13 protein-coding genes are annotated in these 13,882 nt (G+C 71.1%); 2 read left to right on the top strand and 11 right to left on the bottom strand.

Features of this window, described 5'->3' with window-relative positions; genetic code table 11:
- Positions 1-290: sigma-70 family RNA polymerase sigma factor (locus ACFO0C_RS02025; RefSeq protein WP_378064733.1), on the top strand; the 290-nt coding region annotated here is incomplete at its 5' end.
- Between the two features lie 103 nt (positions 291-393).
- Positions 394-1,101 carry a DedA family protein gene (locus tag ACFO0C_RS02030; protein ID WP_378064734.1) on the top strand — a complete coding sequence of 236 codons (708 nt, stop codon included), beginning with the start codon at positions 394-396 and terminating at the stop codon, positions 1,099-1,101.
- 70 nt (positions 1,102-1,171) lie between these two features.
- Here the strand turns inward: ACFO0C_RS02030 and ACFO0C_RS02035 are convergent, their stop codons facing one another.
- From ACFO0C_RS02035 to ACFO0C_RS02085, 11 genes are all read right to left on the bottom strand, one after another.
- Entirely contained in the window at positions 1,172-2,137 is a 966-nt protein-coding gene (locus ACFO0C_RS02035; protein WP_378064735.1) for a hypothetical protein, read from the bottom strand.
- A gap of 130 nt (positions 2,138-2,267) precedes the next feature.
- On the bottom strand, positions 2,268-3,374 hold the full coding sequence (locus ACFO0C_RS02040; RefSeq protein ID WP_378064736.1) for a hypothetical protein: 1,107 nt from the start codon (positions 3,372-3,374) through the stop codon (positions 2,268-2,270).
- 6 nt (positions 3,375-3,380) lie between these two features.
- Complete coding sequence (locus ACFO0C_RS02045) at positions 3,381-5,300, bottom strand: alkaline phosphatase family protein (RefSeq protein WP_378064737.1); 1,920 nt, start codon at positions 5,298-5,300, stop codon at positions 3,381-3,383.
- 33 nt (positions 5,301-5,333) lie between these two features.
- Positions 5,334-6,080 carry a LamG-like jellyroll fold domain-containing protein gene (locus ACFO0C_RS02050; RefSeq protein ID WP_378064738.1) on the bottom strand — a complete coding sequence of 249 codons (747 nt, stop codon included), beginning with the start codon at positions 6,078-6,080 and terminating at the stop codon, positions 5,334-5,336.
- 43 nt (positions 6,081-6,123) lie between these two features.
- Complete coding sequence (locus ACFO0C_RS02055; protein WP_378064739.1) at positions 6,124-6,852, bottom strand: tetratricopeptide repeat protein; 729 nt, start codon at positions 6,850-6,852, stop codon at positions 6,124-6,126.
- Between the two features lie 209 nt (positions 6,853-7,061).
- On the bottom strand, positions 7,062-8,339 hold the full coding sequence (locus tag ACFO0C_RS02060; protein WP_378064740.1) for a tetratricopeptide repeat protein: 1,278 nt from the start codon (positions 8,337-8,339) through the stop codon (positions 7,062-7,064).
- Positions 8,336-9,247: a cyclase family protein gene (locus ACFO0C_RS02065; RefSeq protein ID WP_378064741.1), complete on the bottom strand. Its 912-nt coding sequence runs from the start codon at positions 9,245-9,247 to the stop codon at positions 8,336-8,338. The genes ACFO0C_RS02060 and ACFO0C_RS02065 overlap by 4 nt, the downstream gene beginning before the upstream one ends.
- 11 nt (positions 9,248-9,258) lie before the next feature.
- Positions 9,259-9,846, bottom strand: coding sequence for a TMEM165/GDT1 family protein (locus tag ACFO0C_RS02070; protein WP_378064742.1), 588 nt, complete (start codon positions 9,844-9,846; stop codon positions 9,259-9,261).
- A gap of 242 nt (positions 9,847-10,088) precedes the next feature.
- On the bottom strand, positions 10,089-11,666 hold the full coding sequence (locus ACFO0C_RS02075) for an alpha/beta hydrolase (RefSeq protein WP_378064743.1): 1,578 nt from the start codon (positions 11,664-11,666) through the stop codon (positions 10,089-10,091).
- Between the two features lie 55 nt (positions 11,667-11,721).
- Positions 11,722-13,446 (bottom strand): MFS transporter, encoded by a 1,725-nt coding sequence (locus ACFO0C_RS02080; RefSeq protein WP_378064744.1) that lies wholly within the window; start codon positions 13,444-13,446, stop codon positions 11,722-11,724.
- Positions 13,443-13,856: a MarR family winged helix-turn-helix transcriptional regulator gene (locus ACFO0C_RS02085; protein ID WP_378064745.1), complete on the bottom strand. Its 414-nt coding sequence runs from the start codon at positions 13,854-13,856 to the stop codon at positions 13,443-13,445. Before ACFO0C_RS02085 ends, ACFO0C_RS02080 begins: the two co-directional genes overlap by 4 nt.
- Positions 13,857-13,882: the final 26 nt, after the last annotated feature.

Consider the following 13,882-nt stretch of genomic DNA (forward strand, 5'->3'; position numbering starts at 1 on the left):
ACGCGACCTCGCTCTCCACGCCGATCAGCGCCGACGGGACCACCGAGCTGGGCGAGACGCTCGGCGGCGAGGACCACGAGTTCGAGGTGGCCGAGACCCGGGTCGCCCTGGGCCCCGCACTGGCGACCCTCGACGAGCGCGAGCAGAAGATCCTGACGCTCCGCTTCTACGGCAACCTGACCCAGAGCCAGATCGCCGACCAGATCGGCATCTCGCAGATGCACGTCTCCCGCCTGCTGACCAAGGCCCTCGCCAAGCTGCGCGGCCAGCTGGCGCCGGATGTCCTCTGACCACCACCACGTGATGAAGGCGCCGCTCCCCGGAGTGGCGCCTTCACTCTTTATTGAAAGGTCCGCGCGGCTGCCGCTGACGGCTGCCGCTACCGTGTAACGGATGCCACCTTCAGCCGAGCTTCCCGGGTTCCTGCACACAGTGGCGCCGATTCTGGATCGCTGGGGTTACCTGGCGATCGGCGGCATCATCGTGGTGGAGAGCTTCGGCGTGCCCGCCCCCGGCCAGACGATCATGGCAGCGGCGTCGGTCTACGCCGGCTACGGACGGATGAACATCTGGATCGTCGCGGCGATCTGCTTCGTGACGGCGGTCGTCGGCGACAACATCGGCTACTGGATCGGGCTGCGCGGCGGTCGCAAGATCGTGAATCGGTGGGGGAAATACATCCTCGTGACACCGGCCCGGCTGGCCAAGGCCGAGCAGTTCTTCGCCCGGCGCGGCAACCGGATCATCGTGATCGCCCGGTTCATCGACGGGTTGCGGCAGCTCAACGGCGTGATCGCCGGGATCACCCGGATGCCGTGGAAGACATTTCTGCTCTACAACGCGATCGGGGCGGCGCTCTGGGTCGGGTTCTGGTGCACGCTGGCGTACCAGCTGGGCGCCAACCTGGGCCCGATCATGGGCAAGATCCATCACTACCAGTGGCCGGTCATCGGCGTGCTGGTGCTGGCGGTCGCGACCTATGTGGTGCTGCACGTCCGGCACATCCGGCGGCGCCGGGCCCGGACCGCCGAGGAGATCCGGCAGGCCGAGCGCTCCGAGGAGCCCGAGCCGGCCGAGAGCCGCGAGCAGAGCCAGGCCTGAGCACGAAGGCGGTCCCCGCCGCCCACAGCGGGAACCGCCCTCGCTTCCATCCCCCGAACAAGGTCTTTCGTCAGTTGCTCGCCGTCGACGGCTGGGCGGTGGGAGCCGCCCCTTCGGGCGCCTGCCCGTTCGGCGGCTGGCCACCGGGCATCTGACCCGCGCCGGGGCCGGCCGGAACGGTGGTGGCGCTGTCTCCTCCGAAGGCGGCCATCAGGCCTGCTCCGACGCCACCGCCGGCGAGGGCTGCGGCGGCCAGCGCGGCCGCCAGCATCATTTTCGGATTCCTTTTCCGGGTACGGCCGGAGCCAGCACCCGGGTCAGCCGGTGCGGCACCCGGGTCAGCCGGTGCGGCACCCGGGTGAGCCGGTGCGGGAGCCGCGTTCCGGGACTGTGGCACGGTGCCCGTCCCCGGGCCGGCCGGGCTGTTCCAGGCGGCAGCCGGCGGTTCGGCCGGTGCGTTCCATGAGGTGGACGGGCTGTTCCACGCCGCGGTAGGCGGCTCGGCGTTCCAGGTCTGCGGCACCGAGTCGGGGACCTGGCTGTCGTTCCATTCGGCTGGGACCCGGTCCGGCACCATGCTGCCGTTCCAGGTGTTCGGCCCGACCTCGGGACGGCGGTCGTCCCACGTGGCCGGCTCCGGCCCGGCCGGGTAGGTGGCGCCCATCGTGGTGTTGCCGTTCCAGGAGGCCGCCGGATCGGGTTGCGGGTGCCGCCCGGTCCAGCCCGGCGCGGAGATGCCGGGACCGGCGACGGGCTGATCCCAGGCGACGGGCGCGCCGCCTGGCTCCGTGGGGGTGGAGAGCCAGGCGGCGGGCGCGCCGCCCGGATCGCCGGAGTAGCCGGAGTTGTGGTGGCCTGCGTAGGCGCCGGAGGGTGACCAGTCGGTGGGGACGGAGGCGGGCTCGGGCACCTCGGCCGCCCAGCCGCCGGGCTCGCCGTGGGCGGTTCGCGGGTATGCCCCGGTCGACGGGTGCGCCCCGGTCGACCAGCCCTGCGCATGCCGCGGTCCCGGTGCGGACGGATCGTGCTGACTCATCGGCGCTCTCCTCGGTCCGGTTGTTCTCGGTGACGTCGAGTCGTTCTTGATGACGTCGAGAAGAGTGCCGAGCGGTGCTATGCGTCCGCTGTGCGGCTCATAGGCGCCGCATATCAACAGCGCGCAATCGTCAGAAGCGGGCGAACCGGGGCCGGAGCAGTCCGCCGATCATGGTGAAGTCGCCGCCGGCATCGAGCGCCCCGTTCGGCGCGGAGGCCAGGACACGAACCCCGATCACGCCGTTGGCCTGCGGTTTCCACTCGGTGAGGCGTCCGCCGGCGGTGACCGCGGCGAGCTTGACGCGGGAGACGGAACCGTCGAGGCAGGTGCCCTGTGCACCGTTACGGGCGGTGAGGCAGACCCGGTCGAAATGGCCGCCGACATAGGCGACACCGCCGATCGTGGTGATCGCGGTGGCGTCCCCGTCGAACACCCGCTGCCATCGGGTGGAGCCGTCGAGGCGGTACGCGGCGGCCCGCCCGCCCCGTCCACCGGCGGCCGCGTACACCCCGTCGCCGTCCACCGTCACGGCGTTGACATCGGCCGGCGCCTCGGGCCGGAACCGCCGGGTGAGCGCCCCGGTCGTGGCGTCCACCGCGGCCAGCCGTGGATAACCCTTCACCGCGCCGACCTTCGTGAAGGAGCCGCCGAGGAACACCTGCCCTCGGGCGACCGCGAGGGCGTGCACCCGGGCGTCGGCCGCGGCGCGCCATCTCCCGTCGACCTTGCCGGTGAGCAGCGAGAAGGCGACCAGGTTGCGGGCTTTCCGGCCGTTCACCCGGCTGAAGCTGCCACCGAGGTAGAGGCGGCCGTTGCCTGCGGCGAGCGCGTACGGGGTGCCCTGAACGTCCGCCCGGAAGCTGTGGACGGTGTCCTCGGTGGGACTCAGCCGGGCGATCGAGTCCCGTTTCTCGCCGGCGATCCGGTGGAAGTCACCAGCCGCGAAGACCGCACCCGGGGTGGTGGCGAGCGCGCGGACCGGCCCGTCCGCGGCTGGTGCCCATTTCAGCAGTTCACCGGTCCGCCCGTCGAAGGCCGCGAGCCGTTCCCGAGGGTAGATGCGCCCGCCCCAGCTGGCCTTGGTGAACGTCCCGCCGACATAGACCGTGCCGCCCAGGTAGGCGACGGCCTGGACGGTCCCGTTGAAGGTCGGCGCCTCCCGTGCCTCCGGCCCGACGGCCGTCGCGGGCGAGGCGACGGACACCACGAAGAGGACTGTCAGGAGTAGGAGCCGCACATCCTTTCAACTCTCCCGGCTCGGGGAAAGTTCCGTTTCGGGGTCGGTCACGGGCGTCACCTCGGGCTTTCGCAGGCCCAGCATGAGCAGCCAGTCGACGAGCTGATCGTGGACGGCGTCCGGGCCGTCGAGGTCGTGCGAGACCGGCCACGACGCCGGATGCACCAGCATGGCGTCGGTCTGCCAGCCGCCGAGGCCGCCGTGTGACCCGACCAGTTCCTCGAACGCCGAGACCTCCTGCGTCTCCGGATCCACCGAGCTGATCACCACGAGGTCGCCGACGTGCGCGGCGCTCTGGTGGCGCAGCAGGTCGGTGCGGGCGTGCGGGCCGTACGGCACCAGCGGATCCAGGCCGACGACCAGACCGTCCCGCAGTCGATGGGAGCCGGCGGAGCCGTACGCCATCGGGCCGTCCTCACCCTGTGCCACGACGACCCCGACGCCCGGATGGGCGGCCAGCCCGCTGATCAGCGTGGGATGGGCGTGCTCGATCGCGCTCTGCCGGACGCGGGTCGGGAATCGGGTCAGGTAGAGCATCGACAGGTTGCCCGAGGAGACCACCATCACGTCGTCGGCCAGGCGCCGCACCACCTCCTCCAGCGTCTCGCCGTGCCGCTGACGAAACGTCGGGCCCTGGCTCTGGCCGTGGTCGGAGAGCACCACCAGGTGGTAACGGCGGGCCGCCTCCGGCGCCAGGCGCTCCAGTACGCCGAGCATCCGGTCCAGGCTCTCCAGCTGACGCATCGACTCCGGGCGGGCCGGGCCGGCGTGATGTGCCACCTCGTCGTAGTCGACCAGGTCGCAGTAGATCGCCGGGACTCCTCGGGCCATCTGCTCGGCGACCAGCGAGATGTTGACGTCGCGCAGCAGCATCGAGGCCGGGCGCAGCGCCAGGAACGCGCCGGAACGGCTGACCCGCGGGCGCAGGTTGCGGCGGCGCTGCAGACGGGCCTGGTGCAACTCGGTGACCACCTCGGCGGCGCCGAGGACCAGAGCGCGGGTGAAGCCGTACGGGGAGGCCATGAACGCCGCCCAGCCTCGGGCGGTCCTGCCCGGCAGCGCCGCGTGGCTGATGGTCAGCAGGCTCGTGGTGGCGTCGCCGCTGAACGCGTTGCTGATGCTGACCCCGCCGTCGCGGAGCAGGCCACGGCCGTCGGTCAGGCGGGACTCGATGATCGCGGCGTCCCGGGGCCGGTTGGAGACCATCAGCTTGCCGGTCTCCTTCTCGTACCACCGGAAGCCGGGGATCTGCCGGGAGGCCCCGTGCAGGATGCCGGCCTGTGACGCCGGGGTCGTCGACGGCAGGCCGGTGTGCCAGCCGCGGGCGGTGTGGCTGCCGGTCCGCAGCCAGTGGCCCAGCGTCGGCAGGTTCCCGGCCCGGATCGCCCAGCGCAGCACGGGCTCGGCCACCCCGTCCAGCTGGATGATCAACAGGCCCGCCTCGGTGCCGGCCGGCTGGCGGCGGAAACTGATCAGCCGACCGGCGGAGCGGCGGCGCACCCCGCGCATCAGGCGGCGGGCTTCCCGCACGAACATGTCGTCACTGCCGGCGTCGGCCATCCAGTTGATCAGCGCGGCCACGATCACCGCCAGGATCGCGGCGGTCACCAGGGTGGGCAGCCCGCTGATCCGGTTGCCCGGGTCGAACCGCAGGGCCACCACCATGACGACGATCTGCGTGACCACGCCCAGCAGCATTGCCGCCCAGCCGCCGAGCACCGTGATGCCCACCAGCAGCAACGGCCGCAACACGGCGCCGACCACGGCGACGAGCACCACCAGGCCGAGGGTGTCCACGACATCGGTGCCGGCCACGCCCGGCATCAGCCACAGGGTGAGGGTCAGCACCACGAACGTGGTGAGGGCGCTGCGCAGCACGGCGCGGGCCCGTCTGAGCAGGGCACGCACTCGGCTGCTGATGGCCACCCCACGACGATTGCACATCCGGGCGTACGACGCTCAGCGGCTGATACGTACCCAGACGTTGTCGAGAATGCCGTTGAACTGGTCGTTGTCCCGGTAGGCGCCCTTGGCCCCGATGCTCAGCGGCAGGTCGTTGTACACGTTCAGGTCAGCCGGGACCGTGGTACGGCCACGCAACGTGTTGTCGACGAAGACCTCGAGACGGGTGCCGACCCGCTCGCATCGGACCCGGTGCCAGTTGTTGTCCGCGATCGTCACCGAGCTGCGGACCATCCGGATCGCCGGCCGGTTCACGTCGACCAGCACGCAGCTCGGGTTCCCGGCCACGCCGTCGATCTGCAGCTTGTACTGGCTGCTGGTGGCCGAATAGCCCTTCTGCACCACGTTCTGGCCGGGGCTGGTCTGGCCGGGCGCGAGCAGCACGTCGGCACCGAAGGCGATGTCGCGGGTGCCCGGGTTCAGGTCGGCGGAGTCGCCGCTCTGCAGGGCCACGTGCGGGCAGACCTGTGTGGTGCACTTGCCGGGGAAGGCCAGGGCGGTACCCGGGCCGTGCGCCACCGGGCGGACCCGGCCGCCCTGCGCGGAGACCACCCGCAGGGTGTGGCCGTTGCCCGACTCGTCGATGATCCGTCCCGGCCGCTCGTTGAAGCGGTAGTGGGCGGCCAGCTCGGTCATCACCGGCGGATCGCTCGCTCTCGCGGGCGGGTCGCCCGCTCGCACCGGCGCGGGCGAGGCGACGACGGGTACCAGAGCCAGCACCGCTGCGGACATCCGTGATTGCATGTCCGAATTATTACTTGTGCGGTATTGTGCCGTGGCCCGGGTTTCAGGGGCGGAACTCCTCCGGGCGAACCGGCTTACCCCGATCCTTGCGCCCGAACAGGCGCCATCCCCGCTTCTTCTTCTCCACCACCGGCTGAGCCGCGCCGTTCAACACGTCCAGGCGGTGCCGGGCCACCGGGTTCTCCGGCTCCAGCCGCAACGACGTCTCCAGCGCCTGCCGGGCCTGATCCACATGACCGAGAGCGGCCAGCGTCACCCCGTGCGTGAAGTAGTAGTGCGCCTCGTTCGGCTCCAGCCCGACCGCCGTACGCGCCGCCTGCTCGGCATCGCCCAGCTGACGATCCGCGGCCAGCAGAGCCCACGCCACCCGGTCGTGCCACAGCGGATTCTTCGGCTCCACGATCACCGCCCGGTACGCCATGCTCATCGCCTCCTCGTGCCGGCCCAGCAGGGTCAGCGCGCGACTGGCGATGGCCAGCGGACGCGGATCCTCCGGCGCCAGGTCGACAGCACGGTTCGACGCGTCCAGTGCCGCGTCCACCTGATCCAGCGCGAGCCGGATCCGGGCCATCAGAATCCACCCCGGCGCCGAATCCGGCCGTCCCGCCAGCACCGGGTGCAGCATCTCGGCGGCCTTCTCCGGTTGCATGTGCTCGAACAGGGCGGCGGCCCGCGCCACCCCCAGGTCACTCGGATCGGCGAACGCCCTGGCAGACGCGTCGCTGGCGGCGGGGTTCGCGGTCATGCCCGGGGAGGGGGCGAGCTCGGTCATCGGTCCGCTCCGGGGATACGGGTGTGGATCACCAGGTTCACATCGGCAGAAACACACGATTTCTGAGCGCCGCCACCCACTCGATACGTTTCCCTCCCTCCCGACCGGCTCGGTGACCTGCGTCTCGCCCGTGCGGCGCCTTTGGCCGGGAGAGGTGGCTGCCTTGCGGGACAGGCTCGAGACTCGGGTACGGCGTACCGGATGAAGGGTCAAAGCGGCAGGAAGACGCCCGCCTGGGGTGGGGCAGGGGTTCGGCGGCGGGCGATCAGCGTGAGGCAGGCGGCGGTGGCTACGAAAGCGGCGGCCGCTGCCGGGAGGCGCCATGCGGGGGTGAGCGCCTCGGTGGTGATCACGCCGACTCCGACCGCGGCGCAGACGCCTGCCATCAGCAGTAAGGAGTGGCTGGTCAGGCCGCGGGCCGGTTCGCCCGGCTCGTCGATCGGGGCGGTCAGCAGCCGGACGGCGAAGCCGGCGAAGGTGGCCGTGGCGAGCAGTGCGGGAAGCCATCCGGCCGGGGCGATCAAGGCGACCAGCAGCGGTACGACGGCGATCGCGGCCGCGGCCAGGGCGATCCGCTGGCGGCCGTGGGTGAGCAGGTCGCGCAGGTAGGAGCGCAGGGCCGGGTCGAGGCGGGAGTGGAAGTAGCCGGCATACGCGGCAGGGGACAGTGCGGCCAGTGCGGCGAAGAGCCGGGCGACGCCGGGGGACGAGTCGGCGGTGCGCCAGCCCAGGTACGCCAGCAGGACCAGGATGATCGCGGTGTAGACCAGGAACTGGCGCAGCGCCACATCCAGCAGGAAGCGGCTGGCCTCCTGTTTCGGGTCCGCACGCAGGGCACCGACCAGGCCGGACGCGCCGCGGGCCAGACGCCCGAGAGCGAACGGATGGTGGTGGACGACGTCGAGGGCGGCCAGTTCGTGGCGGGCCACCGCGCTGTCCGGCGCCAGCGCCAGGGCGTCGCGGAGGGCCTGGCGGGCGCGGTCGGTGAGGTTCAGCTGCTTCATCACCATGGCGTACGTGATCCGGAAGTCGGCCTCGTCGGGGTCGAGACGGATCGCCTCCCGGGCCGCGTGCTCGGCCTCGACCGCGTGCCGGCCGTCCTCCAGCAGTGCCCAGGCCAGGCGGTGGTGCCGGTACGGGTTCTCCGGCTGCCGGGCCGCGGCGGCGCGTGCCGTGGCGATGGCCTCGTCGTGCCGCCCCCGTTCGGTGTGCACCCGGCTGAGGGCGGCGAGCGCGTCCGGCCACTCGGGGGCGTGTTCGACGGCGCGCCGGGCCAGTTCGTCGGCGAGGTCCGGCCGTTTCAGCGCCAGCTGGGCGTGCGTCATCAGGATCAGGGCGGTGACGTGGTCGGGTTCGGCGGCGAGGACCGGGCCGAGGAGTTCGGCGGCGGCCGCCGGTTCGCCGCGGCTGAGCTGGATCCGGGCCAGTTCCAGGTTCCGGCCGCTGCCGGCGGTCGTACCATCGCCGGTTCCGGAAAGCGTGGTCACGGCTGTGGCTCCTCGTCGGGGACGGTGGCGAAGGCCCGGACCGGGAAGGCGCTGAATCCGGCGACCCGCGGCGGGGTGGCGGTGAATCGGGCGCCGAGCGGCGGCAGTTCGCGCAGGTTGGTGAGATGTTCGACAACCGGGATGCCGGCCGCCAGGAGCAGGGTGTGTGCCGGCCGTTCGCCCGCCGCGGCCGGGGAGACGTCGTCGATGTTGACCGCGTCGATGCCGACGAGGGCGGCACCCCGGTCGACGAGCAGCTGCGCACCGTCCCCGGTCAGGTAGGGGGCGTCGACGCCGTAACCGGGTGTGGCCCAGTGCCGGTCGCCGCCGGTGTGCAGGAGCACGGCCCGGCCGGCGACGCTGACGTGGGCGAGCATCTCGGCGGTGACGCCGCGCTCGCCGCCGACCGCGCGGACCACCACGGCGGGCAGCCCGGCGAGCCGCTCCAGGGGCAGGCCGGCCAGGTCGGCGCCGTCGGCGTAGCGGTGGAACGGGCTGTCCAGGTAGGTGCCGGTGTTACCGAGCATGCTGATCCGGTCGATGGCGAACTCGGTGCCCGGTGCGTAGACACCGCGGGAGGCGAGACGCGTCAGGTGCGGGGTGATCTCCGGGCCGGGCAGGCCGGGCGAGGTGACCATCCCGGCCGTGATGACGTGGCTGAGCTCGACGAACCGGACCCGCTCGGCCTGTGTGTCGGCGGCCGGCGGGTGCGGTTCGGCGATGATCCGGACGTCGCTGACCGCGGCCCGCTCGACCCGTTGCGGGGCGAGCGCGGCGACGAGCAACGCCGTGATCTCGGAGTCGGTGACGTCGGCGTGCGGGATGTTCAGGCGGAAGCCCCGCGCCCTCAGTTCGCCCCCGCCGTCGAGGGTGACTTCGGCGTCGAACTCGGCCCGGTAGTCCAGCACGGCGGCTCCTTTTATCGCAGTTCGATCACACCTTCGGCGATCAACCAGATGCCGAAGATAGCGAAGAGTGCGGCGGCTCCGTACTTGATGACCTTTTCCGGTAGATGTTTCCCGAGATATCGACCGACGAGGATGGCGAGGGCGTCGGCGGCCACCATGCCGACCGTGGAGCCGATCCAGACGCCGAACCAGCCGTGCTGGGTGGCCAGGGTGATGGTCGCCAGCATGGTCTTGTCACCGAGTTCGGCCAGGAAGAACGCACCGCCGACGGCCCAGATCGCCGAGCCGGTGGAGCGTTCGGCCTTGCCTTTTTCAGCATCGGTGAGCGAGTCGCCGCGCAGCGTCCAGGCGCCGAAACCGAGGAACGCGATGCCGGCGACCAGCGAGATCCAGCCGGTCGGGATGGCGGCACCGAGCCCGTACCCGATGCCGACGGAGACCAGGTGGACCACGGCGGTGGCCACGGTGATGCCGATCAGCACCGGCACCGTCTTGAACCGGGTGGCGAACGTCATCGCCATGAGCTGGGATTTGTCGCCGAGCTCGGCGACGAAGATGACCGCGAAGCTGATCGCCAGCGCGGCAAGGAAACCTTCCACAGGAAACTCCCGGTAGAGCATGACCGGGTCTCTGGCGCAGGGCGACCTCGACCCGGCCATAACGAATATGGCCTGGTCGAAGGTCTCGCTCGCCCCGAAACGAGGCCGCACGGCCGGAACCCGGAGAACCGGGGTCAGTATGTCGACCGCGACATTGGGAGCTACTCCCCTTCGCGGAGACGAGCCTACCTCACGTGCTGGTCAACGGCCCGGTGGCGTACACCACCGGGCCGTTGGCTCAGCTACCTGTCGATGGCGCCCTGCAGGAGGAGGCGCTCGGTGAGTGACGGGCGCGCGTTCTTCGCGGTCGGCGCCAGCGGGGTCGGCTTGGCGATCGGCTCGCACTGCTTGTCGGAGCGGTCCGCCTTGACCCGGCCGGGCAGCGTGCCGGCGGCCAGGTAGTCGGCGATCGTGTTGTCGACGCAGGCGTTGCCGAACAGCGAACCGGCGTGGGTGGTGCCGTCGATACCCTCCAGCAGCACCGACCGCGGGAAGCGGCGGCGTGCCTCCAGAGCTCCGGAGTACGGGGTGGCCGCGTCCAGGGTCTCGTTGATCAGCAGGATCGGCGGGGCCTTGCTGCCGTCCACCTCGGCCGGGGTGCCGGCGTCACCGGCCCAGTGCCGGCAGGGCGCGTTGTACCAGGCGTTGCCCCAGGTCTCGAACGGCGCCTTCCGGTGCACCCGCCAGTTGTCCCGGGACCACTTCTTCCAGCTGGCCGGCCACGGCGCGTCGGTGCACTGGACGGCCAGGTAGACCGCGTAGCCGTTGTCGGCGCCCTCGGTCTGCTCGTGGTTCTCGTCGAAGATCCGCTTGAGCTGTGCCGGGTCCTTGTCGTTGACCCATGCCGAGAAGGCGCGGGCGGTCTCCTCCCAGCCGAAGACGTAGTAGCCGGGCTGCAGGAACACGTCGGTGAGCTCGGCCGGGCCGATCGACCCGGCGGGCTTCTTCGCCAGGGCGGCGAGCTGCTGGTAGTAGAGCTTCTCCACGGCCGCGGCGGTCCGGCCCAGCTTGTAGACCGAGTCGTACTTGGCGATCCAGGCGAAGTAGACCTTGATCGCCCGGTCGAAGGCGATGTCCTGGTCGAGGTTCGACTGGTACCAGACGCGGCCCGGGTCGACGACGCCGTCCAGGACCATCCGGTGCACCCGCTCGGGATTGCGGGTGGCGTAGAGCTGGCCGAGGTAGGTGCCGTACGAGAAGCCGTAGAAACTGATCTTCTCGACGCCGAGGGCCTCGCGGATCCGGTCGATGTCGCGGACCGTGTCCTCACTGCGCATGTGGTCCAGCAGAGCGCCGCCGGCCCGGGCGCAGGCCGCGGCGTACGCCGTGGTCCTGGCGTGCCAGGCCTTCTCGATCTCCTGGGTGCTCGGCACGTACGGCGGCCGGTTGTACCCGGTGTAGTCGCTGTCACAGGTGAGCTTCGGTTTGCTGGAGCCCACGCCGCGCGGGTCGAACCCGATCCAGTCGTAGGCGGCGCCGGCCTGCTTCGGCACGTGCTGGCCGAGCACGGCCATGCCCCGCCCGGAGCCGCCCGGACCGCCCGGGTTGACCAGGATCACGCCCTGCCGCTTGTCCGCGGGCGCGGTGGCCTTGATCCGCGAGACGGCGAGCTCGATCTTCGCCCCGTCCGGTTTCGCGTAGTCGAGTGGGACGGAGAGGAATCCGCACTCGGCGCGCTGGGTCTTCAGCGAGCCCTCGGTGCAGGCGCCCCAGGCGATAGGCGCCGGTGCGCCGCGCGTCGTCACGGCCTGCGCCTCGGTCACCGCGGCACCGACCGCACAGAGCGCCACCGCGGTCGCGGCCGCCCAGAATCTTCTCATACCAAGCCCCTTGTGTCCGTTTAACCCCATATGGTCAAGGGCTCAACGGAACGCATCACCGGTCCACGCCGGTGCGCCACCCCATAAGGTGCTTTTTACGGATTAAAGATGCCAATCCGCCTAGTACGGACATCGCGATCGCCATCCCGAAGACGATCACGAGACCGTCATGGAACGGATCGGCCAGCAGGCCCGGGAAGAAGTCCAGCCCGGTCAGCCTGGCCGCACTCGCCGCCGGCAGCGAGGCGAGCACGTCGTCGCCGAGGAGCGAGCCGATCGGGTTGTAGCCCAGGAACGCGGCGAACAGCGTGCCCACCGGCGGTGTCGCCGCGGTGCTCGACGCCACGTCGGCCGGCACACCCTGCGCGGTCAGACCACTGGCCAGCCCGGCCGGCAACGAGTCGGCGAGGCCGGCCACGAGCAGCGAGAAGAACACCCCGATGGAGAGCACCTGACCGGCGTTGAGGAAGGTGGCCCGCATCCCGGAGGCGGCGCCACGCATGTCGGCCGGGACCGTGGACATCAGCTGGGCCGTGTTCGGTGCGGCGAACAGGCCGCCGCCGAGACCGTTCACGAAGATCAGTGCGGCGAAGAGCGGATAGGAGAAGTCGCCGGGCAGCAGCAGGAGACCGGCGAAGGACAGGGCCATCACCAGCATCCCGCCGACGGCGAAGGGGCGGGGGCCGTACCGGTCGGAGAGCGCCCCGGCGATCGGGCCGGCGGCCAGGAACCCGATGGTCATCGGGACCAGATAGATACCGGCCCAGAGCGGCGTGGACTCGTACGAATACCCGTGCAGTGGCAGCCAGATCCCCTGCAGCCAGATGATCAGCATGAACTGGAGACCGCCCCGAGCCACGCTGGCCAGCAGGTTCGCCAGGTTGCCACCGGTGAAGGCGACGTCACGGAACAGGGCGAGCGGGAACATCGGCTCCGGCACGCGTGTCTCGATCACCACGAACACGGCCAGGATCAGCGCACCGCCGATCAGCCCGGCCAGCACCCACGGGTTGGTCCAGCCCTGGCTGTGCCCGCCGTACGGCTGGATGCCGTAGGTGATGCCGGCCAGCAGAGCGGTGAGCCCGAGTGCGAACGTCGCGTTGCCCCACCAGTCGATCCGGGCGGCCCGCCGCTGCCCGGTCTCGCGCAGCGACCGGTACGCCCACACCGTCCCCACCACGCTGAGCGGCACGCTGACCCAGAACACCGACCGCCAGTGCCACTCGGCGAGCACCCCGCCGACGATCAGCCCGATGAACTGCCCGGCCAGCATCGACACGATGTTCACCCCGAGCGCCATGCCGCGCTGCCTGGCCGGGAACGCGTCGGTGATGATCGCCGCCGAGTTGGCCATCAGCATCGCGCCGCCGATCGCCTGCACGATCCGCCAGCCGATCAGCCACAGTGCGCCGGAGCCACCGGTGAACGGGTCGATCGCCAGGAACACCGACGTGGCGGCGAAGATCGCGAAGCCGGCGTTGTAGATGCGGACCCGGCCGTACATGTCGCCGAGCCGGCCCAGAGTGACCACCAGCACCGCGGTGACCAGCATGTATCCGATCAGCATCCAGAGCAGATAGCTGACGTTGCCGGGGGCCAGCGGGTCGATCTCGATGCCCTTGAAGATCGCCGGCAGCGAGATCAGCACGATCGACGAGTTCACCGTGGCGAGCAGGCTGCCGAGCGTGGTGTTGGAGAGCGCCACCCACTTGTAGTTGTCGCCCGCTTCGCAGGTGTCGCCCGGTTCGCAGGTGTCGCCCGGTTTGTAGGTGTCGCTCACAGCAACTCGCTCAGCCGGTCGAGGGCGGGTCCCGCGGTCAGGATGATGGCCCGGTCCTCGGGGGACAGCTGCCGGAGCCTCAGCGCGATGGCCTCGGCGCGGGCGGCACGGCGGCGGGCGACCGCGGCCCGGCCCTCGTCGGTGACGCTGACCAGCACGGCCCGTCCGTCGGCCGGATCGGCGGCGCGCGCGGCCAGCCCGTCGCGCTCCAGGCGGGTGATCAGCTGGGTCATCGCCGGCTGGGTGACCCCCTCGGGACCGTGCAGATCACTGAGACGCTGCGGCCCGTATCGCTCCAGCCGGGCCAGCGTCGAGGCGGCGGTCAGGCTGAGCTCGTCGCGCGGGGTGATCCGGCGGAGCCCGGCGTAGAGGCGTTCCAAAGTCGGCGCTACACCGAGGGAGGGGTCCACGGACCGAATTTATATCACATGCTTAT

Source organism: Actinoplanes subglobosus (assembly GCF_042650585.1).
GTDB lineage: Bacteria > Actinomycetota > Actinomycetes > Mycobacteriales > Micromonosporaceae > Actinoplanes > Actinoplanes subglobosus.